Genomic DNA, 21,073 nt, shown 5'->3' with positions numbered 1-21,073 from the left:
TAACCCATTGGATGAAAGTAAAACTTAATTTAAACACATAGAAACATAGATTTTATTGTTTCGTTTTAAGAGTATAGAAAAAGCTAGCTTTAACACATAGTTCTATGTCTATTATTCTAAGTGAAACGCCTTTTGTAAAATCCTAAAGGCTATGTTTCTATGTGTTAAAAATAATTTCGCCCAATAGATTTAAAAATTAGCAATATGGAAAAGAAAAATTTTGAAGTGATTATCATTGGCGGAAGCTACAGCGGATTATCGGCTGCCATGAGTTTGGGACGTGCTTTGCGTCAAGTTTTGGTTATTGACAGCGGATTGCCTTGCAATAAACAGACACCGCATTCTCATAATTTTATTACGCAAGATGGTGAAAAGCCTGCAGTTATTTCGGCGAAAGCCAAACTTCAAGTTGAATTTTACAAAACAGTTGAATTCTACAACGGACTTGCAGTGAAAGCTTCGAAAATTGAAAATGGTTTTGAAGTTATAACAAAATCTGGAGATGTTTTTACAGCTAGAAAAGTATTGTTTGCCACTGGCGTTAAAGATTTGCTTCCAAAAATTGAAGGCTTTGCAGCATGTTGGGGAATTTCGGTTTTACATTGTCCGTATTGTCACGGTTATGAAGTTAAAAACGAAAAAACCGCGATTATTGCCAATGGAGAAATGGGTTTCGAATTTGCCAAACTAATTTCGAATTGGACAAAAGATCTTCGTTTATGTACAAATGGAAAATCAGAATTGACTTTAGAACAGACTGAAATCTTGAAGAAAAAAGGTGTTTTAATTTTAGAAGAAGAAATAGCTTCTTTTGAACATAATGCTGGATATATTTCGAATATCATTTTTAAAAATGGAGAAAAAGTCGATGTAAAAGCAATTTACGCCAGAGTGCCATTTGAGCAACATTGTTCTTTGCCAAAAGATTTAGGCTGTGAAATTAATGAAATGGGGTATCTAAAAGTCGACTTCATGCAGAAAACAAATATTCCAGGAATTTATGCCAGTGGAGACGCAACGACTCAAATGCGTTCTGTAGCCTTGGCGGTTTCTACAGGTTCTTTCGCAGGAGCTGTAATCAACAAAGAACTTATCGACGAAGATTTTTCGTAGTTTTTTTTGAACCATATAAGTATATAAGTTCATTTAAAAAATTTACTTATATGACTTATATGGTTCAAAAATTTTTTAACGGATTGAAATTGAAATGTTTTAAAAATTTGTTTTAAGAATAATCATTTGTCGAATTTAATTTTTAGATTTGTCTAAATTTAATTTTAAAAAAATGAAATATTTATTTTTGACAATATTAATATTAACTGCTAAAAACATTTACTCTCAAAATATTTCTGGAAAAGTAGAAACAGGAGTTCCTAATCTTCAAGAAATTAAAGTCTCTTTGTTAAATACCAACTTTAAAACTCAAACCGATTCTTTAGGATTTTATAAACTAGAAAATGTCCCAAAGGGGAATTACAGAATTCAGGTAATCGCAGAAGGATTCAAACCTCAAACCCAGAAAATTTCAGTTTTAGGAGACGAAAATCTGAATTTGGATTTTGAATTGGAAGAAGACAATAACGAATTGAACGAAGTCGTAGTTTCTGGAACTTTAAAACCTGTAAAACGATTAGAAAGTGCTGTTCCTGTTGAGGTTTATTCTCCAACTTTTTTTAAGAAAAACCCAACTCCAAGTATTTACGATGCGCTTCAAAACATAAATGGCGTTCGTCCGCAACTCAATTGTGGGGTTTGTAACACTGGAGATATTCACATAAACGGACTCGAAGGTCCGTACACTTTGGTTATGATCGACGGAATGCCAATTGTAAGCAGTCTTTCGACAGTTTACGGTTTGTCTGGAATTCCGAATTCTTTGGTGGAAAGAATCGAAATCGTGAAAGGCCCAGCTTCGTCACTTTACGGGAGTGAAGCTGTTGGTGGTTTAATTAATATTATTACTAAAAACCCAACGAATGCGCCGACTTTTTCTGCCGATTATTTCACGACTTCTTATTTTGAAAGCAATCTCGATTTAGGTGCAAAGTTTAATGTCGGTAAAAAAGCTACTTCTATAATAGGAGTCAATTATTTCAATTATGATCAGGTTATTGATAAAGACCACGATAATTTTACAGATGTTACGCTTTCTGAACGAATTTCGGTTTTTAATAAATGGAGTTTTAAACGAAATTATAATCGCCTTTTTACGATTGCAGCCCGCGGAATGTACGAAGACCGCTGGGGTGGAGATATTCGCTGGGAAAAGAAATACCGTGGAGGCGATGAAATCTACGGTGAAAGTATTTATACAAAAAGAGCGGAACTGATTGGAAGCTATCAATTGCCGTTTGAAGAAAAATTGATGCTTTCGTTCTCTGGAAATGTGCATTATCAGGACAGCCGATACGGAACGACATCGTATATCGCCAATCAGAAAATTGGATTTTTGCAATTGACTTGGGATAAAAAAATCGGAGCAAACGATCTTTTGGCCGGAATCGCAAGCCGATATACGTATTACGACGACAATACGCCAGCAACCAAAGAAGCTGAAAACACTTGGCTTCCGGGAATTTTTGTTCAGGACGAAATCACGTTTTCTCCAAAAAGTCAGATTTTGTTAGGAATGCGATACGATTACAACTCGATTCACGGATCGATTTTTACACCCAGATTTGCATATCGATTTAAAGCCAATGAAAATACGATTTTCCGCTTGAACGCTGGAACTGGATTCAGAGTTGTGAATTTATTTACCGAAGATCATGCAGCTTTAACGGGATCTAGAGATGTTATTATTGAAAGCGACTTGAAACCAGAGAAATCGGTAAACGTCAATTTAAATTATATCCAGAAAATCAATTTCGGAAACGGAACTTTTATGGGAATTGAAACTACGGCTTTCTACACGAGATTTAGCAATAAAATCATTTCAGATTATGAGACTAATCCAAACGAAATTATCTACAGCAATATTGATGGTTATGCGATAAGTCAAGGAATTAGCACAAATGTGGATCTTAATTTTCCGTCGGGATTAAAATTTATTGTTGGAGCAACAGTTTTAGACAATAAAAATGTGGAAAACGGAATTTCGGAAAGACCCTATTTGACGGAGAATTTTACTGGAACTTGGAGTATATCTTATAAAATCCAACCTTGGGATTTGTCATTAGATTATACCGGAAATGTTTACAGTCCGATGAAACTGCCTTTGTTGAGCGAAACCGATCCAAGAAGCCCAAAATCGCCTTGGTACAGTATTCAGAATATCCAGTTTACATATTCAGGATGGAAAGATTTTGAAGTCTACGGTGGAATTAAGAATCTGCTTAACTTTACACCAAAACAAAATAATCCGTTTTTGATTTCGAGAACGAATGATCCTTTTGATAAAAATGTGCAGTACGATTCGGCTGGGAAAGTTTTAGTTACGCCTGATAATCCGTACGGTTTGACATTTGATACGACTTATGTTTACGGGCAGAATCAGACTATTCGAGGTTTTTTGGGATTGCGATATACGTTTAGGTAAGGTTTTTTGTTTGCCACAAATTTCAAGAATTTCCGCTAATTTTTTGCCACAGATTAAAAGGATTAGAAAAGATTTGTTTGTTGCCATTTGTCAGGCTGAGCGGAGTCGAAGCCCGCGGCCAATTGGAACGCCCTTCGACTCCGCTCAGCCTGACAAATGGCAATAAATAAAATCATTTTAATTCTTTTAATCTGTGAAAATCTGTGGCAAAAAAAATTAGCGGAAATTCGTGAAATTCGTGGCTAAAACAACAACAACAACAACAACAACACAAATGAAAAAGCTATTTCTACTTATTCTTTTCTTCGGAATAACTTCAACGGGATTCTGCCAATTAAAAAGCAAATCTTTTGAAGAAGTAGATAGCTTACAACAAATTCAAAAACGAAAAACCGTCATTTTTATCCATACCGATTGGTGCCAGTTTTGCCAGCGAATGAAAGCAACGACTTTTAAAAATCAGGAAATTATCGAGAAGCTGGATTCCGATTTTTACTTTATTGATTTCAATGCAGAAGAAAAGCGAGAGATTACTTTTCAAAACCAAACATTTAAATTTCAGCCAACGGGAAACAATGTTGGTGTTCACGAACTGGCTTTGCAGTTGGGAACTATCAATAACCAAATCACTTATCCGATTTTGTGTGTCTTGAATGAGAAGAACGAGATTATCTTTCAATATAATTATTATCTCAGCCAAAAAGACTTTAAAGTTCTTTTGGAAAAATTGAAAGAATAAATTTTCTTGCAGAACTTTAGTAGTGTTTTTTCTTATGTGTTTTTTTGATGTGATTTTTTCGTTTATTTGACCAATTAAAAATAAATCGAAATAAAACTACAAAAATGAAAAGCTTTTTTTACTCACTGTTTATACTGACAGCATTAAATTCTTTTGCTCAATCGAATGTTTTTACAGAAGCAACAAATGAAGGAGGATCTGTAATTTTAGAAAATCCATTGAAAACGGGAACAAATTCTTATCGTTGGACTCTATACAATATGACAAATGCGTATGGTAATTCTCTTCAATTTTGGAATTATAATCAAGATTGGACTAATTATGGAGCGAGATTAATAATATCAGATAATGGAAATGTTGAAATTGGGAGTAGAAGAAATCCTGTCGCGAAACTAACATTAGATATGAATAGTAATGATTCTAATGGAGGTATTAAAATGTATGGCTATACTTATCCTGGAGACACTAGTTATTGGTCAGAAAATCAATTTGCAATGCAATATAATGGAGTATTTGCAAATGTAATAGCGAGCAATGGGGATAGTTATTTTAATGGAGGAAATGTAGGTATTGGTACATCAGCTCCAAGAGAAAAACTTTCAGTAAATGGAAACATCCGCTCAAAAGAAGTAAAAGTAGAAGCTGTTAATTGGCCTGATTATGTTTTTGAAGAGGATTATAAAATCAAATCATTAGAAAGTCTGGAGAAATATATTAAAGAGAATAAACATCTTCCAGAAGTTCCATCTGCAAAAGAGATTGCTGATAATGGTTTGGAATTGGGAGAAATGAATAAAACACTTCTAAAGAAAGTGGAAGAACTTACTTTGTATTTAATTGAGCAAAATAAAACTTTAGCAGAACAAAAAGATCTGATTTTAAATCAGCAAAAAATGCTTCAAGAACAACAAAAAGATATTAATGAATTGAAAAGAGCTAAATAAGTTTTAGAAGAAACAGTTTAAAATCCTTTAGAGATGTAATTTCTTTAAAGGATTTTGAATTTTAATATAGAATAGAGAAAGAATAAATTTTCTTATTTTTGAGAATGAATTCTTCGCAAATCCCACATTTCGATTACATTTTTACAGGAACTGGACTCGCATCTCTGATGACGGTTTATAAAATGATTTTGTCTGGAAAATTCGCAGATAAATCTATTTTATTTCTGGATAAAGATGCAAAGAAAACCAATGACAGAACTTGGTGTTTTTGGGAAAAAGAAGAAAGTGCTTGGAATTCGATTGTTTCTAAAAAATGGGATTCTGCACTTTTTGCCAATGCCGATTTTAATCGTGATTTGGCGTTGAAGCCGTATCAATACAATCAAATTCACGGTTTAGATTTCTACAATTTTGTTTTTGATGAAATTTCGAAACATCAGAATATTACTTTCTTAAACGAAAAAGTAACCGACATTAATGAACTGGAAACACATGTTTTCGTCGGAACAGAAGAAAATAGATACACTTGTCATTATCTTTTCAATAGTATTTACACTAAAGCTTTCGCCGAAAGGCAAAACAAATATCCTGTTTTACAGCAGCATTTTGTGGGCTGGTTTGTGAAAACGGAAAATGAAGTTTTCAATCCGGAACAAGTGACCTTCATGGATTTTTCGGTAGAGCAAAGGGGAAATACAAGATTTATGTATGTTTTGCCCATTTCTAAAACAGAAGCTTTGGTAGAATATACTTTGTTTTCGGAAAAGCTTCTTAAAAAAGAAGAATATGAAAATGAGATTGAAAGCTATCTGACGAAATTAGGTGCTGGAAACTACGAAATTCTCGAAAAAGAGGAGGGAAGCATACCGATGACTTGTTATCCTTTTTGGGAAAAGAATACCAAACGTGTTCTGAATATAGGTACGGCAGGAGGGTGGACAAAAGCGAGTACGGGCTATACTTTTAAAAATTCAGATAAAAAATCTTCTGAATTGATTCAGTTTCTTCAGAATGATACTTCGACTCCGCTCAGTATGACATTGTTTCATAAAAAATCAAGATTTTGGTTTTACGATTTGCTCCTTTTGGATATTCTTCATCGAAATAACGAATTGGGAAGTTCGATTTTCTCTTCCTTATTCAAAACAGGAAATCCGAAACTGATTTTTAAGTTTTTAGACGAAGACACCACTTTTTTTGAAGATGTTAAAGTTATTTTAAAGTGTCCCAAAATTCCATTTATTAAAGCGTTATTTAGAGTGATTTTTCTTTCAAATAAATCTAACTAAAAACGTAACCATTGAAAAAAATTACTTTACTATTCAGTTTCTTTTTTACAATCTTTTTGTTCGGACAAGTTTCAACCAACAAAGCGCACGATGCAATTGTGAAAGAATTTTTGACTAATTGTGCCGAAAAACATAATTACATTATAGAAATGAGCGAATGGCAGGCTTGCCTGGATCAAGGTTTGCAGAAGGATAGTACTGTTGCTTACTTATGGCAGCAAAAAGCGATGCCGTATTTTAAATGCAAAAAGTATGAAGTCGGAATGCCATTTTTGGACAAGGCAGTACTTTATGACAAAGCAAGATGGCTTCCTTATCGCGCTTTTATGAAATGCATTTTTTCACATAATTACAAAGACGCTATTGTTGATTTTGATGAAGCTATAAAATTGTATGGTAATAGTTACGTTATGGATCATTCTTTTAATTTTTATAAGGCACTCTGTTATCTTCAGTTAAATGAATATGAAAAAGCAGAAAAGCTTCTGGATGATTATGTGAACGACATTTATAAAAACAGGCAGCAATTGGAACATCCGACGGCTTATTTTTATCAGGGAATCGCAAAGTATGAACTTAAAAAATGGGATGAGGCAATTGCTATTTTTGATAAAGCATTAAAAATATATCCAGAATTCTCAGATGCTAAATATTATAAAGCCGTTTGCTGGCTTAAACAAGGAAAACCGAGAGAAGAAGCTATTGCCTTGGTTGAAATTGCAAGGGCAGATGCGGCAAAAGGATTTTCTATAAATGAAGATAATACGGTTTATGAAACGTATCCGTATCAAAAGAAATTTGGCAAATAGAATTTTATCATCGTCAAAAATAGTTGATAGCCCAAGTTATGGGGTTTATTATTGATAAGCTGAATAAAAAAAACACCTTATTTTTTTATTCTAACGACTTTTAGGGGTACTTATAGATTTACGCAACATTTAGATTTGTGCACTGTCAAAAGACATGATTTGTCTATTATGATAGACGATTAACGATGATGAATTTGTAAATGAATAAGAATGAGCAAGCTTCTAAAATTTGATGAGGAAACTGAAGTAGTTGGCGATATCTGCAAAGCTCTTGGTCATCCTACTAGAGTCCAGATTATGACACTTCTCTGGAAACGAGATAAAAGAACATGTGGCGAAATTGTCGATTTAATTCCGCTGGCACAATCTACAATTTCAAAACATTTATTGGAATTGAAAAAAGCAAATTTGGTTAGTATAAAAAACGTCGGCAAAAAAGTAATTTATTCGGTTGATATTAATAGTATAGAGATACTTAAGAAGTATTTGACCCATTATCTTTCAACAATTGAAATTTCTGAAGAAAATAAAGAAACGGTTTTAACAACCAAACATAAGGTGAGAAACAGAAACAGTTATTTGAAGCAGTATAATTATCAGTTTACCCATAAAAAATCAAAACTGGAAACTTTGGATATGGCTGAAATTTGATTACTGAGAAATAATTCATTCGATATAAAATTTCTTATCAAACTATAACAAAACTTTATACCTCAAATTAACTAGTTGCGAGTAATCTTTGTAACTTTGCAAATCAAAAGTAAAATTTAAAAACATAAAATATGTATCCACTAGACATGGTAAAACCAATGGAGGCTGAATTAACAGCTGCTGGTTTTCAAGATTTACATAGTGCTGAAGCTGTTGAGAATGCTATCAAAGCTGAAGGTACCACTTTAGTTGTTGTAAACTCTGTTTGCGGGTGCGCTGCTAGAAATGCACGTCCGGGAGCAAAAATGAGTTTAGAAGGCGCTAAAAAACCAGATCATTTAATTACTGTTTTTGCAGGTGTTGACAAAGAAGCTGTAGATGCTGCAAGACAGCACATGTTTCCTTTTCCTCCATCATCGCCATCTATGGCTTTGTTCAAAAACGGAGAATTGGTTCACATGTTAGAGCGTCACCATATTGAAGGACGTCCAGCTGAATTAATCGCTGAGAATTTACAAGACGCGTTCAACGAGTTTTGTTAATTTTTTTTAAGCTTCTAAGGTGCTGAGGTACTAAGGTACTAAGTTTTTTAGGGACAAAGATTCAAAGCGACATAGTTACAAAGAATAAAAAAAGCACCTAAAAGGTGCTTTTTTTATTACAATAATGAGAAGAAAGCTTAGAACCTTAGTAGCTCAGAACCTCAGGACCTTAGAGATTCCATCCCCCGCCCAGTGCTTTATACAGCTCAACCATCGAACTTAGTTGTCTTTCAGATAATTGCGCTAGACTTAATTGGGCATTAAAAAGATTGGTTTCTACGTCTAAAACTTCTAAGTAAGAAACATAACCACTGTCATATCTTTCGCGAGATAGTTTAAAATTGATTAAAGCAGCTTGAACTTGTCTGTTGCGTGCTTTCCATTCTTCCTTATAGGTTTTAATATTTTGAATGGACTGTTCTACTTCGCCTACTGCGGTGATGTATGTTTTTTGATAACTTAATTTATCTTGTTCAGCAAGCTGTCTGTTGATTTCAACTCTTCTTTTGTTTTTTCCGAATGCAAAAATAGGTCCTGCGATTCCGCCAGAAGCGTTTTGAATATAAGAGCCTCCTTTAAACAGATTGCTCACATCGGCACTTGCAAATCCAGCAATGGCGGCTAGGTTAATAGAAGGAAAACGCATGGCTTGAGCAACTCCAATTCTTTCATTTGCCGCAGCATATCTTAATTCGGCAGCTTTTACATCGGGTCTGTTTTCTAAAAGAGCAGAAGGAATCGATAAAGGAATTTGGCTGACAATCTGCAATTCGGTATTGCTTTTTCCTCTCGGAATTTGAGATGGAAGCTGACCAGTAAGCAATGCAATTGTGTTTTCTTGATAGGTTATTTGTCTTTGAATGTTAGGAATTGCGGCTTCGGCAATGGCAACCTGCTGTTCAATCTGTACTTTGTCAACTTCAGAAATGTAACCCTTCTCAAATCTCTCGCTTATAATTTTATAGTAGCTTTCTCTGGTTTCGAGTGTCTGTTTGGTTATTTCCAGCTGATCATCTAAATTTCGCATTTGAAAATAGGCAGTCGCAATATTAGCAACGATTTCAGACAGGACTACTTTACGGGCTTCTTCGGTTGCAAGAAGTTCATTTTTAACAGCATTATTTTCATGGCGAAATTTTCCCCAGAAATCAAGTTCCCAAGACATGCTGGCGGTTGCCGTAGAAGGACTGATATATTTCTCATTGCTGTTGATTGTGGCGCCATATTGGACAGAAGGAAATAAATCTGCTTTTGTATAGCCTAACTCAGCACGAAGCTGATCAATTCGTGAAACGGCAATTTTAAGATCATAATTATTCTCGAGGCCTTTTCGTATAAGATCTTTTAATACATCATCATTAAATAAATCAAACCATTTTACATTGGTTACCGAAGCGAGACTGTCTAAATTTCTTTCGTTTATATAAGAATCTGATTTCAGCTGTTCAGGTCTTTTGTATTTTGGTCCAACCATACATCCTGCGGGAAATAAGGAAAGAACCAATACAATAACGATTATTTTATATTTCTTACTCATGGTCTGTAGTGTTTGGTTCTACATTATTTTCTGATGCTGCGATTGTTTCATCTTTCTTCTTCCCGATGTTTTCAATCATAACAAATAGACCAGGTACAATTAATACACCTAATACTGTGGCGATTAACATACCGCTAAATACTGCCATTCCCATTACAATACGCGCTTGAGATCCTGCACCTGTAGCGGTTAGTAGCGGAACAACTCCAAGAATGAAAGCAAAAGCAGTCATCAAAATCGGACGGAAGCGAAGTTTTGCAGCATACATCGCCGATTCGTAAAGAGGTTTTCCTCTCTCATATTCTTCCTTGGCAAATTCAACAATAAGAATAGCATTTTTAGCCACTAATCCGATAAGAAGAACGAATCCGATTTGCGCAAAAACGTTATTGACATAAGCATCACTTCCAAATCGCGCTAGAAAAAGTCCTAAAAGAGCTCCAAATACAGCGAATGGCGCTCCGAGAAGTACACTAAAGGGTAATTTCCAGCTTTCGTATTGTGCGGCTAGGATTAAGAATACAAAAACCAATGCCATAACAAAAACGGATGATCCGCCAGGGGAATGTTTTTCTTGATAGGAAAGGTTGATATAATCGTAACTCATATCTGCAGGCAAGGTCTGTTTGGCCACTTCTTCTAATGCTGTTAAAGCTTGTGCACTACTATAGCCATCGTTTGGACTTCCTCCAATTTCGGCAGATCGGAATAAGTTTAAACGATTTGTAAAATCGGGTCCGGACACTTTGGTTGCCGTAACTAAAGTAGATACTGGAAGCATATCTCCGTTATTATTTTTTACATAAATCAAGTTTAAATCTTCTGGTCTAACACGATTAGCAGCTTCTCCTTGCACATAAACTTTGTATTGGCGTCCGAAACGGTTAAAATCATTTACATAACTTCCTCCCAAAAATGCTCCGAGCGCTTCGGTGACTTTAGAAACTGGAATTCCTAATTTCATTGCTTTATCGTTGTCGATATCCAATTTAATTTGCGGAGTTCCAGCATTAAAAGTGGTGTAAATTCGTTTTATTTCTGGGCGCTGCTGTGCCGCTGCGATAAAGTTCTGTGTTTGTTCGGCTAAATATTGCGGTGTGTTTCCTCCTCGGTCTTGCAGCATTAAACTAAAACCAGCTGACGCACCCAATCCTTGAATCGCTGGCGGGCCAAATGAAAAGCAGGTTGCAGTTGTAATTTGAGTAGCCAGTTTTTTATTGAATCGGTCTACAAACTGCTTAGCCGTTTCTGCTCTTTCTTCCCAAGGTTTTAAAGAAATGAAAACAAAAGCATTATTAGGCTGATAAGAGTTAGTAAGCATACTAAATCCGTTTATTGTGGTGTAGGATAGAATAGATTTTTCTTCTTTAAGGAAACTGTCCACTTTTCTAGAAATTTCATCGGTACGCTGTAAGGACGATGCAGGAGGCAGAGCGATATTTACTAATACATAGCCTTGGTCTTCTTCTGGAATAAATCCTAACGGAATTTTTTTGCCTAAAAGAACAACTGCGGTTAATATAACTGCGAGTAAAACAATAATGCGAATAGCTTTTTTTGCAAAGAATGTTGCTCCGCCGATATATTTTCCGGTTACTTTTTCAAAAATTCTATTGAAGCCAGAAAAGAATTTGGCCAACCATCCTTTTTGCTGGTCAAGAGGTTTTGTGGGTTTTAAGAGCATGGCACAGAGCGCGGGACTTAAAGATAAAGCACTAAATGCCGAGAAGGCGACCGAGACGGCAATGGTTATGGCAAACTGCTGATAAAAACGTCCTGTAATTCCGGGTGTCATGGCAACAGGAATAAAAACGGCACATAAAATTAAAGCAATGGCAATTACAGGTCCAGAAACTTCTTTCATAGCTTGAATAGTTGCTTCTCTCGGATTTTTTCCATGTTCGATATGATGTATTACGGCTTCTACAACCACAATGGCATCATCGACCACAATTCCAATTGCCAATACTAATCCTAAAAGAGAAAGGGTATTGATTGAAAATCCTAACAGCGGGAAAACGGCTATGGTTCCAATGAGCGAAACTGGAACGGTAATTAACGGAATTAATGTAGCGCGCCAGTTTTGAAGAAATATAAAAACCACTAAAATAACTAATAAAATGGCTTCGAAAAGGGTGTGAACAATATCATCGACCCCAGCAGTAATAGCAAGTGTTGTATCTAAAGATTCTTGGTATACAATGTCTTGCGGAAACTTTTCAGACATTTGTTTCATAGTGGCTTTGGCGGTTTCGGCTACATCAAGAGCGTTACTTCCAGGCATTTGATACAACGCCATAACAGCACTCGGTGAGCTGTTTCTTCTGGCGGTTGAGCTGTAATTTTCTGTTCCCAATTCAATACGTGAAATATCGGCCAATAAAACCTGAGCCCCATCTTCTTTACTTCGAACTACAATATTTCCAAATTCTTTTTCGGTGACTAATCGATCTTGAAGCGTTACTCCGTAAGTGAATTCAGTATTAGGTGGTGCCGGTTCTGCTCCAAATTTTCCTCCCGGACTAATCATATTCTGTGCGTTAAGCGCATTTTTTACATCGTCGACAGTTACGCCGAGTTTATTCATTATATCCGCTTTTAGCCAGATACGCATGGCATAGTCACTTCCTCCAAAAAGAGTTACTTCGCCAACTCCTTTTATACGGGCCAGCTGGTCCACAACATTAATGCTCGCATAGTTATTTAAAAACTTAGCATCATATTTCGGATTTGAAGATGTAATTGTAAATAGCATCATCGGGAACGATAAAGATTTTTTTACCACGACACCTTGCTGTTTTACGCTTGACGGCATAAACGGAGCAGACTGGTTTTGTCTGTTTTGGGTCAACATATTGGCATTATCCAGATTGGTTCCTACATCAAAAGTAACTTCGATAGTACAAGCGCCATCAGATGTATTTACCGATTTCATGTATAACATGTTCTCAACACCATTTACCTTTTGTTCAATAGGAGTGGCAACTGCTTGCTCTACATTGAGTGCATTTGCTCCTGTAAAAGAAGTAGTAATTTTTACAACAGGCGGGTTGATATCTGGATATTGTGAAATAGGTGTTTTTTGCAGTGCCAGTAATCCAAGTATCACAATGATAATACTAATTACAATGGCAACAATCGGTCTTCGGACGAAAAATTCTCCCATAATAGTATGTGATTTAGATTACTTTGTAGCTACAGTTTCAGGATTGCCCAATTGCCATTGAACGATTTTAGGAGTAATAACACTTCCGTTTTTCAATAAAGAAGTACCTCCCATGGCTATCTTATCACCAGGTTTTAGACCTTCCTCAATGATATAACCGTTTTTAACGGCTGGACCTGGTTTTACAATTTGCATTTGCACTTTATTATCATTGCCTACTACATAAACTTGATAAATACCCTGAACTTCTATGACAGCGCGTTGCGGAATTACAAGAGCTTCTTTGCGAACGTCTGTCAGCAGTGCCACTTTTACATATTGGCCAGGACGAAGTAATTTATCTGGATTTGGAAAAGCGGCCTCAAAGGTAATTGCACCTGTAGAAGGATCGATCTGTCGGTCTGCAAAACTTATTTTTCCTGTCTGTGGATAGAGAGAACCGTCTGATAGTTTTATAGTAACAGTTGCAGCAGAACCTTTTAAGGAAGAGTTGGGTTTATTAAATTCTCTAAAGAGACGTAAAAATTCCTGTTCACTTATGGTGAATCGAACCCTGACATCTCCGAGATCCGAAATTGTGTTTAAAATAGAGGCTGGTCCCGGTCTTACATAATCGCCGACTCTGACTTTAGATATGCCGATTAATCCTGAAATTGGCGCTATGATTTGACAATAACCCAGTTCGATTTTTGCGTTTTGAACTGAAGCATCTGAAGCTTTAATTTGTGCTAACGAAGCATTATAAGCCGCTTTCGCCGAAATCAATTCACGCTGGCTAACTGCATTCATTTTGGCTAAGGGAGCGATCATGTCCAAATCTGATTTGGTTTTAGATAAACGTGCCTGCGATTCTGCTGCACCTCCTTGCGCTTCATTAAGTTTGGCCTTGTATGGTAAAGGGTCGATGGTGTAAAGTATCTGGCCTTTTTTAACAAAACTCCCTTCTTTGAAATTCATACTTTCAATGGTACCATCAACTCGTGGGTTAATCTGTATATCCGATTGACCAAAAGTCTGTCCAGTATATTCAGATTCTAATTTTACATCTTGCTGTAAAACCGAGGTGACTGAAATTTCTAACGGTTTGGGACTAGGCGGTGTTTCTTTTTTGCAAGAAAAAAATAAAAAACTTAGTAAAATTGCTGAGGAGTAGATTTTGTTCATTGTTAAAATTCTTTTAGGTGAAATTTATTGAATACAACTAATTAAAAATCAGTAAAGTGCGATAGCTAAGTTAGCGTTTTTTTAATTATATGAATATATATTGTCTATATTTTGTTAATTTCAGTTAAAAATTTATTTATCTGAATATCAGCTTGTAATATAAAATGGGATGAAATGATATTTAATCATGATGAACTGCGTTTTTGTAAGAATAATTTATTCGATGCGAATATACATTTAGCTTCTTCCATAATTGATGTTTTAAATCAAATCTATTTGTAGATAAAGAAGTAGGAGAATTTTAAAAGGCCAGTAATTTTATAATCTGATATTCCAAACTTGTTAAAAAAAACAGATAATTAGGTCAAGATCATTTTTAATCTCAAAATAAACCCTAAATTTGCCGCAGATTTTAAATAAAATCTAAAAAACATATATATTCTTAACTTAAAACTGTTTATAGCATGCAACTGTATAACACTTTAAGCGCAGAAGAAAGAGCCATCATGATCGATGATGCAGGTAAACAACGACTTACGTTGTCTTTCTATGCGTATGCCAAAATTCAAGATCCACAAAAATTTCGTAATGATTTATTCTTAGCCTGGAATGCACTCGATGCTTTAGGTAGAATTTACGTTGCCAGCGAAGGAATAAATGCTCAAATGAGTGTTCCTGCCGAAAATTTTGAAGCTTTTAGAGAAACTCTTGAAGCTTATGATTTCATGAAAGGCATACGATTGAATGTTGCTGTAGAACAAGACGATCATTCCTTTTTAAAATTGACCATCAAAGTGCGCCACAAAATCGTTGCCGACGGTTTAAATGATGATACTTTTGATGTTACCAATATAGGCGTTCACTTAAAAGCCAAAGAATTCAATGAAATACTTGACGATCCAAATACAATTGTGGTTGATTTTAGAAATCACTACGAAAGTGAAGTTGGACATTTTAAAGGAGCTATTACTCCAGATGTTGAGACTTTTAGAGAAAGTTTGCCAATCATTAACGAACAGCTGAAAGATCATAAAGAAGATAAAAACCTTGTGATGTATTGTACAGGAGGAATTCGTTGTGAAAAAGCGAGCGCATACTTCAAGCATCAAGGTTTTAAAAATGTTTACCAGTTAGAAGGCGGAATTATTAACTACGCTAAACAGCTGAAAGAAGAAGGTTTAGAAAGTAAATTCATTGGGAAAAACTTCGTATTTGATAATCGTCTGGGCGAAAGAATTACAGATGATATTATTTCGCAATGCCACCAATGCGGAAAACCTTGCGACAATCACACAAATTGTGAAAATGATGGTTGTCATTTATTGTTCATTCAATGCGATGACTGTAAAGCGGCAATGGAAAACTGCTGTTCTACAGAATGTTTGGAAATTATCCACATGCCTTTGGTTGACCAAGTTCGATTAAGAACAGGAAAACAAGTAGGAAACAAAGTGTTCCGAAAAGGAAAATCTGAAAACTTGAAATTCAAGCATTCAGGTGAATTGCCAGAAACTGCTTTGGCAACAGCTCAAAAGCCAGTTGATATTCGTCAGAAAATAAAAATCAAAAAAGTGTTACTTGGAAAAGCGGAACATTATTATGTGAAAGCGCAAGTGGCACAATTTACTATAGAAAACCACGAACTTAATGTGGGAGATAAAATCTTAATTTCTGGACCAACAACTGGAGACCAGGAAATGATTTTAGAAAAATTCATTGTAAACGGAGCAGAGACCACTACTGCTAAAATTGACGATAAGGTTACTTTTGAAGTTCCTTTTCGTGTTCGTTTGTCAGATAAATTGTATAAAATTGTAAATTAGCGTTTTTTAAACGTTAATTTACAATGTCACAACATTCCTTTACTAAGTTATGGGTGCACGCCATTTGGGCCGCAAAACACCGCCAAGAATTAATTGATTTTTCGATTGAAAAAAGAGTTCATGATTATATTCGAGGTGAATTAATTGACCTTGGTTGTCCTGTTAGAATTATTAACGGAATGCCAGATCATGTGCATGTTTTATTTTTACTCAATCCGAAAAAGACTATTGCAGATGTCATTGGTCGAGTAAAAGGAGGTTCTTCTCATTCTATAAATGGAGAAAATCTGATTCTTAAAAAATTTGCTTGGCAAACCGGTTATGCCGCATTTGCTGTAAGCGAATCCCAGCTGGATGTTGTTTATAATTATATCAAAAATCAAAAAAAGCACCATCTTAAAATAGATGGGCAACATGAATTTGATGAGTTTGTAAAACTGCATGGTTTTGAGAATAAAACCAATCCATAAACAAAAAATACCACAATCTAAATAAACATTGCCCACGGTTTCAACCGTGGGTACGCAATGTAAATCCTCAACGGTTCGCAAGCAATACGTTTCCCACGATTGAAACCGTGGGCAATGTTTGAAAATCTATTCGTAAAGATTTGGAGCATAATTAATTTTATATTGAATTAAAAAAAACGGACAAAGAATCTAAAAACCATAGCCCACGGTTTCAACCGCGGGTACTCAAAGAAAATCCCCAACGGTTCGAAAGCAATACGTTTCCCACGATTGAAACCGTGGGCAATTTATGAAAAGCTACATATAAAGATTTGGAGCATAATTAATTTTTATTGAATTAAAAAAACGGACAAAGAATCTAAACCATTGCCCACGCTTTCAACCGTGGGTACGCAAAGAAAATCCTCAACGGTGCGTAAGCATTACTTTCCCACGATTGAAACCGTGGGTATGCAATGTAAATCCTCAACGGTTCGCAAGCAATACGTTTCCCACGATTGAAACCGTGGGCAATGTTTGAAAAGCTATGCGTAAAGAGTTGGAGCATAATGGATTTTAGGTTGGATTAAAAAAGCGGACAAAGAATCTAAAAACCATAGCCCACGGTTTCAACCGTGGGTACGCAATGCAAATCCCCAACGTTACGCAGCAATACGTCTCCCACGATTGAAACCGTGGGCAATGTTTGAAAAACTATGTGCAAAGCTGTTATTAAAATTTATAGGAATAGAATTTAGAAACAAAGCTATTATTTCAACCGTTGCTATGTCTTGAAAATCTATACTACAAATACATTTTTAAAACATAGACTATGATTTTAATCATAGAAATGCAATCTATATTCCCATTATTTTGCAGCTTTTTAATGTTGGTTTAAAAAATCAAGATAAAGAATCTAAAATCATAACCCAAGCTTTCAACCCTGGGTACACAATACAAATCAAAATGACAACAACAAACAAAATCGAACTCATGGCTCCAGCAGGAAGCTTTGACTCATTGCAAGCAGCACTTGATAATGGCTGTGATTCTGTATATTTTGGAGTTGAACAGCTTAACATGCGTGCGCGTTCGACGGTAAATTTTACAATTGAAGATTTAAAAGAAATTGCGAATCGTTGCGAAGCCAAAAATGTTCGAAGCTATTTGACTTTAAACACGATTATTTACGATCATGATTTATCGGTAGTAAAAACACTTTTGAATAAAGCCAAAGAAGCCAATATTACAGCTGTAATTGCTTCTGACCAAGCCGTAATTGCGATGGCGAGGTCTATTGCAATGGAAGTGCATATTTCTACTCAATTAAATATTACCAATATTGAAACTATTAGATTCTATAGTTTGTTTGCCGATACAATGGTTTTAAGCCGTGAATTGAGTTTACGCCAAGTAAAGAAAATTACGGAACAGATTGAAAAAGAACAGATCAAAGGGCCAAACGGAAATTTAGTAGAAATTGAAATCTTTGGACATGGCGCTTTATGTATGGCCGTTTCTGGAAAATGTTATTTGAGTCTACATTCGCATAATTCCTCTGCCAATCGCGGTGCGTGCAAACAAAATTGCCGAAAAAAATATACCGTTATCGATCAGGAAACAGGTTTTGAAATAGAATTGGATAACGAATATATGATGTCGCCAAAAGATTTATGTACTCTCGATTTCTTAGATCAGGTAATCGATTCTGGAATTCAAGTTTTAAAGATTGAAGGCCGCGGACGCGCGCCAGAATATGTGGCAACAGTTACTAAAACCTATCGTGAAGCTATTGATGCGTATTATGAAGGCACTTTCTCAAAAGAAAAAACTGCAGTTTGGATGGAAGCTTTAGATACCGTTTACAATCGCGGATTCTGGTCAGGATATTATCTAGGGCAAGAACTAGGCGAGTGGAGTGATATTCCAGGATCTGCGGCTACTCAGAAAAAGGTTTATGTGGGGAAAGGAATGCATTATTTTCCAAAAGCTGAGGTTGGGCAATTCAAAATTGAAGCTTACGATATTAAAATTGGCGATAAGATTCTAGTTACGGGGCCAAGTACAGGAGCTCAGGAAATGATTATAGACGAAATGTTTGTGAATGACATTGCTGGAGAAAAAGCCACAAAAGGAGACGATTGCAGTTTGAAATTGCCGTTTAGAATTAGAATGTCTGACAAATTATATAAAATTGTTGACGCATAATGGTTATCATCACTTTACAAAGAGACAAATGCATTGGCTGTAATTATTGCGTCGAAATGGATCCTGTACATTTCCAAATGTCAAAAAAAGACGGAAAATCGGTATTGCTTCATTCACAGAATGCTAAAGGATTTTTTACTTTAAAATCACCAAATCATGCGATTGTAGAAAGTTGTGAACTGGCGGCAAAATCTTGTCCAGTTAAGATTATTACGGTTAAGGAAACTTAGAAATAAAAGAAAACCCTATTTTGTATGGTAGCAAAGTAGGGTTTTTGATTTTTCAAGAACGTGTGATTCTTTAAATCCCAATTTTAGCATTAATATTATGCTTGTCTACATAAGCCTGTGCCACAGTCATCAATTTGGTGAACTTTGCATCTATTTCGCTTTGAGTTGAAGCATCAAAATCGGCAATTGCTTTTTGTATTTGTTCAGGAGAAGCTTTTTCATCTTTCAATTTAGCAATTGGCAAATAACCTTCTTTTTGTTTAGCAATAGCATAAGAGAATAAATCCTTTGATGCCTGAAGAAGCTCTTTGTTGTCATCATCTTCAGCGATATCTTTAATAGTTTGAAATCTTGTTTCTAAATTGGAGATATCATATTTGAAAGCATCATAGTACGTAGAAGGAATCATCTTTTTTTGAGTTTCATCATAAACCATAGCTTCTGATTGCAGTTTTTCATTGATTTCTTTACTTCCAAAACGCGATAACAGATTCGAATTTAAAGCTGCTACTTCAAAGGTTTTTTCTGGTGAAAGGTTGGTGCAAGACGTAGAAATCAAACTTCCTGCGATTAATAGTAAAAATAGAGTAGTGGTATTTAAGATTTTTTTCATTTTAAGTTCGTTTATTATTTATCCTTTTAAAATTTTGCTTTTTTCAACATCAAATTCTTCCGAAGTCAAAATGCCAGCATCTAGAAGTTCTTTTAAATCCAAAAGTGCTTTCTTTTTTGCTTCTATAGAATTTCCTGAATCTGTTGGTTGAGGTTCTCTTTTCTGAATTGGAGTTACAACTGTTCCTGAAGGCGCATATTGAAGAATCAGTTCTGTAATCTCATTATAGCCTTTTACGTTTGAGTAATCAATCGCTTTTTGTTCTTTTACGTTGACAATTGAAGCATCTGCTTTATTGTCCAATAAATATTTAACCACATCTTTTCTGCCGTTGGCAGCGCTGTAATGCAAAGGTGTGTTTCCAGATTCATCTTGAATATCAATATTTGCACCGGCTTCAATAAGTAATTTTACCATGCTTAAATTTCCTTTTTTTGTTGCTACATGCAAAAGGCTTTCTCCGCCGTAATTATACGTACTGTTTAGCGTAAAACTAGATTCGTTGCTAAGGCTAGACGCGCTGACAATCCAGTCCAGATAATCATTCATTGACGAGGTGTCGCCTGCTACGGGTTTGCTGTAATTGATATCAACTCCATTTTCCAAAAACAAAGAAACGATCTCTTTTTGATTATTCGCGCAGGCGTACCAAATTGGAGAATATCCATTATTGTTAGAAGTAAATACATTGGCACCTCTTTCGACCAATAATTTAGCCAGCATTCGGTTGGTTTCGTAACACGCGATTAAAAGTGCATTTTCGCCAGCATGATTTACGTGATTTACATCGGCACCATTATCTAAAAGCAAGGTCACCATCGGAATCGATTTGGTATAACAAGCATAAATTAAGGGTGTGTTTCCTTGTTTATCAGTCGTATTGACATCTGCTCCATTATCCAAAAGTAGCTGAATAATTTCTCTGTTTAGTTTTGTAGAGGCCAATAACAACGGCGTTTCTCCATTGTTATTCAGTAAATTAACATCAACTCCATCTTGTAGCAACTTTGTTGCAATTTCAGTTTGAGCCGTCTGAGCGACTAAATGTAAAAGACTATTTCCGTACTTATCGTTTTTGGTAATTTCTGCATCATTTTGTAAAAGATATAACGCTGTTTGTTTCTGTTTTTGAAGACAGGCAAAGTACAAAGGTGTTTCACCTTGATGGTCTTCGTAATTGATGTCGGCTCCATCTTCGGTTAATATTTTAACGATATCTAAATATCCTCTGTGTGCTGCGTAGTGAAGTGCAGTTCTTCCTTTTTCATCGGTATATTTTACATCAACTTCTTTATTTTGAAGCAGTAATTCGGCTATTTTTCTGTTGCCGTTTTCACAGGCAACTATAAATGACATTGACATGTTTGTATT

Annotated in this window: 17 protein-coding genes; 12 read left to right on the top strand and 5 right to left on the bottom strand. The window is 35.4% G+C overall.

What is annotated here, in order from left to right:
- Nucleotides 1-204 precede the first annotated feature (204 nt).
- From Q9Q97_RS01870 to Q9Q97_RS01835, 8 genes are all read left to right on the top strand, one after another.
- On the top strand, nt 205-1,113 hold the full coding sequence (locus Q9Q97_RS01870; RefSeq protein WP_306153874.1) for an NAD(P)/FAD-dependent oxidoreductase: 909 nt from the start codon (nt 205-207) through the stop codon (nt 1,111-1,113).
- 172 nt (nt 1,114-1,285) lie between these two features.
- Nucleotides 1,286-3,538, top strand: a complete 2,253-nt coding sequence (locus tag Q9Q97_RS01865) for a TonB-dependent receptor (protein ID WP_306153872.1) — start codon at nt 1,286-1,288, stop codon at nt 3,536-3,538.
- 274 nt (nt 3,539-3,812) lie between these two features.
- Nucleotides 3,813-4,277, top strand: coding sequence for a thioredoxin fold domain-containing protein (locus Q9Q97_RS01860; RefSeq protein ID WP_306153870.1), 465 nt, complete (start codon nt 3,813-3,815; stop codon nt 4,275-4,277).
- A 104-nt stretch (nt 4,278-4,381) separates the two neighbouring features.
- Entirely contained in the window at nt 4,382-5,221 is an 840-nt protein-coding gene (locus tag Q9Q97_RS01855) for a hypothetical protein (RefSeq protein WP_306153868.1), read from the top strand.
- A gap of 104 nt (nt 5,222-5,325) precedes the next feature.
- The gene (locus Q9Q97_RS01850) at nt 5,326-6,510 is read left to right on the top strand and encodes a lycopene cyclase family protein (RefSeq protein ID WP_306153866.1); all 1,185 of its coding nucleotides are present in this window, start codon (nt 5,326-5,328) and stop codon (nt 6,508-6,510) included.
- Between the two features lie 11 nt (nt 6,511-6,521).
- Nucleotides 6,522-7,319 carry a M48 family metallopeptidase gene (locus Q9Q97_RS01845; RefSeq protein ID WP_306153864.1) on the top strand — a complete coding sequence of 266 codons (798 nt, stop codon included), beginning with the start codon at nt 6,522-6,524 and terminating at the stop codon, nt 7,317-7,319.
- A gap of 210 nt (nt 7,320-7,529) precedes the next feature.
- Entirely contained in the window at nt 7,530-7,970 is a 441-nt protein-coding gene (locus Q9Q97_RS01840) for a helix-turn-helix transcriptional regulator (RefSeq protein ID WP_306153862.1), read from the top strand.
- Nucleotides 7,971-8,101: 131 nt separating this feature from the next.
- A complete protein-coding gene (locus Q9Q97_RS01835) occupies nt 8,102-8,512 on the top strand; it encodes a BrxA/BrxB family bacilliredoxin (RefSeq protein WP_179003802.1) in 411 nt (136 codons plus the stop codon).
- A gap of 169 nt (nt 8,513-8,681) precedes the next feature.
- Here Q9Q97_RS01835 and Q9Q97_RS01830 read toward each other — a convergent pair whose 3' ends face one another.
- From Q9Q97_RS01830 to Q9Q97_RS01820, 3 genes are read right to left on the bottom strand one after another with little or no spacing between them, the layout of a single operon-like run.
- Entirely contained in the window at nt 8,682-10,049 is a 1,368-nt protein-coding gene (locus Q9Q97_RS01830; RefSeq protein WP_306153859.1) for an efflux transporter outer membrane subunit, read from the bottom strand.
- Nucleotides 10,042-13,215 (bottom strand): efflux RND transporter permease subunit, encoded by a 3,174-nt coding sequence (locus Q9Q97_RS01825; RefSeq protein WP_306153857.1) that lies wholly within the window; start codon nt 13,213-13,215, stop codon nt 10,042-10,044. Before Q9Q97_RS01825 ends, Q9Q97_RS01830 begins: the two co-directional genes overlap by 8 nt.
- Nucleotides 13,216-13,233: 18 nt before the next feature.
- Nucleotides 13,234-14,379, bottom strand: a complete 1,146-nt coding sequence (locus tag Q9Q97_RS01820; RefSeq protein WP_306153855.1) for an efflux RND transporter periplasmic adaptor subunit — start codon at nt 14,377-14,379, stop codon at nt 13,234-13,236.
- 464 nt (nt 14,380-14,843) lie between these two features.
- On the opposite strand from Q9Q97_RS01820, the gene Q9Q97_RS01815 reads away from it, so the two are divergent.
- The 4 genes from Q9Q97_RS01815 to Q9Q97_RS01800 all read left to right on the top strand — a co-directional run bounded on the left by Q9Q97_RS01815 (nt 14,844) and on the right by Q9Q97_RS01800 (nt 19,089).
- Nucleotides 14,844-16,202 (top strand): rhodanese-related sulfurtransferase, encoded by a 1,359-nt coding sequence (locus Q9Q97_RS01815; RefSeq protein ID WP_306153853.1) that lies wholly within the window; start codon nt 14,844-14,846, stop codon nt 16,200-16,202.
- 23 nt (nt 16,203-16,225) lie between these two features.
- Nucleotides 16,226-16,672: an IS200/IS605 family transposase gene (gene tnpA / locus Q9Q97_RS01810; RefSeq protein WP_306153851.1), complete on the top strand. Its 447-nt coding sequence runs from the start codon at nt 16,226-16,228 to the stop codon at nt 16,670-16,672.
- Between the two features lie 945 nt (nt 16,673-17,617).
- Nucleotides 17,618-18,859, top strand: coding sequence for a peptidase U32 family protein (locus Q9Q97_RS01805; RefSeq protein WP_306153849.1), 1,242 nt, complete (start codon nt 17,618-17,620; stop codon nt 18,857-18,859).
- Nucleotides 18,859-19,089, top strand: coding sequence for a ferredoxin (locus Q9Q97_RS01800; protein ID WP_306153847.1), 231 nt, complete (start codon nt 18,859-18,861; stop codon nt 19,087-19,089). The genes Q9Q97_RS01805 and Q9Q97_RS01800 overlap by 1 nt, the downstream gene beginning before the upstream one ends.
- A 70-nt stretch (nt 19,090-19,159) precedes the next feature.
- Here Q9Q97_RS01800 and Q9Q97_RS01795 read toward each other — a convergent pair whose 3' ends face one another.
- Together Q9Q97_RS01795 and Q9Q97_RS01790 are read right to left on the bottom strand one after the other, a co-directional pair.
- Nucleotides 19,160-19,702 carry a hypothetical protein gene (locus Q9Q97_RS01795; protein ID WP_306153845.1) on the bottom strand — a complete coding sequence of 181 codons (543 nt, stop codon included), beginning with the start codon at nt 19,700-19,702 and terminating at the stop codon, nt 19,160-19,162.
- An 18-nt stretch (nt 19,703-19,720) separates the two neighbouring features.
- The gene (locus Q9Q97_RS01790; RefSeq protein WP_306153843.1) at nt 19,721-21,058 is read right to left on the bottom strand and encodes an ankyrin repeat domain-containing protein; all 1,338 of its coding nucleotides are present in this window, start codon (nt 21,056-21,058) and stop codon (nt 19,721-19,723) included.
- Between the last annotated feature and the right edge of the window lie 15 nt (nt 21,059-21,073).

This window comes from Flavobacterium sp. DG2-3 (assembly GCF_030730925.1).
In the GTDB taxonomy this organism is placed as follows: Bacteria; Bacteroidota; Bacteroidia; order Flavobacteriales; family Flavobacteriaceae; genus Flavobacterium.
Note: the sequence above shows the minus strand (reverse complement) of the source record. Positions and strands in the feature narration are given on the sequence as shown.

Excerpts from the sequence above, each read along its gene's own strand:
- Q9Q97_RS01870 (WP_306153874.1), top strand. The coding sequence starts at position 205 with ATGGAAAAGAAAAATTTTGAAGTGATTATCATTGGCGGAAGCTACAGC.
- Q9Q97_RS01865 (WP_306153872.1), top strand. The coding sequence starts at position 1,286 with ATGAAATATTTATTTTTGACAATATTAATATTAACTGCTAAAAACATT.
- Q9Q97_RS01860 (WP_306153870.1), top strand. The coding sequence starts at position 3,813 with ATGAAAAAGCTATTTCTACTTATTCTTTTCTTCGGAATAACTTCAACG.
- Q9Q97_RS01855 (WP_306153868.1), top strand. The coding sequence starts at position 4,382 with ATGAAAAGCTTTTTTTACTCACTGTTTATACTGACAGCATTAAATTCT.
- Q9Q97_RS01850 (WP_306153866.1), top strand. The coding sequence starts at position 5,326 with ATGAATTCTTCGCAAATCCCACATTTCGATTACATTTTTACAGGAACT.
- Q9Q97_RS01840 (WP_306153862.1), top strand. The coding sequence starts at position 7,530 with ATGAGCAAGCTTCTAAAATTTGATGAGGAAACTGAAGTAGTTGGCGAT.
- Q9Q97_RS01835 (WP_179003802.1), top strand. The coding sequence starts at position 8,102 with ATGTATCCACTAGACATGGTAAAACCAATGGAGGCTGAATTAACAGCT.
- Q9Q97_RS01830 (WP_306153859.1), bottom strand. The coding sequence starts at position 10,049 with ATGAGTAAGAAATATAAAATAATCGTTATTGTATTGGTTCTTTCCTTA.
- Q9Q97_RS01825 (WP_306153857.1), bottom strand. The coding sequence starts at position 13,215 with ATGGGAGAATTTTTCGTCCGAAGACCGATTGTTGCCATTGTAATTAGT.
- Q9Q97_RS01820 (WP_306153855.1), bottom strand. The coding sequence starts at position 14,379 with ATGAACAAAATCTACTCCTCAGCAATTTTACTAAGTTTTTTATTTTTT.
- Q9Q97_RS01815 (WP_306153853.1), top strand. The coding sequence starts at position 14,844 with ATGCAACTGTATAACACTTTAAGCGCAGAAGAAAGAGCCATCATGATC.
- tnpA (WP_306153851.1), top strand. The coding sequence starts at position 16,226 with ATGTCACAACATTCCTTTACTAAGTTATGGGTGCACGCCATTTGGGCC.
- Q9Q97_RS01805 (WP_306153849.1), top strand. The coding sequence starts at position 17,618 with ATGACAACAACAAACAAAATCGAACTCATGGCTCCAGCAGGAAGCTTT.
- Q9Q97_RS01800 (WP_306153847.1), top strand. The coding sequence starts at position 18,859 with ATGGTTATCATCACTTTACAAAGAGACAAATGCATTGGCTGTAATTAT.
- Q9Q97_RS01795 (WP_306153845.1), bottom strand. The coding sequence starts at position 19,702 with ATGAAAAAAATCTTAAATACCACTACTCTATTTTTACTATTAATCGCA.
- Q9Q97_RS01790 (WP_306153843.1), bottom strand. The coding sequence starts at position 21,058 with ATGTCATTTATAGTTGCCTGTGAAAACGGCAACAGAAAAATAGCCGAA.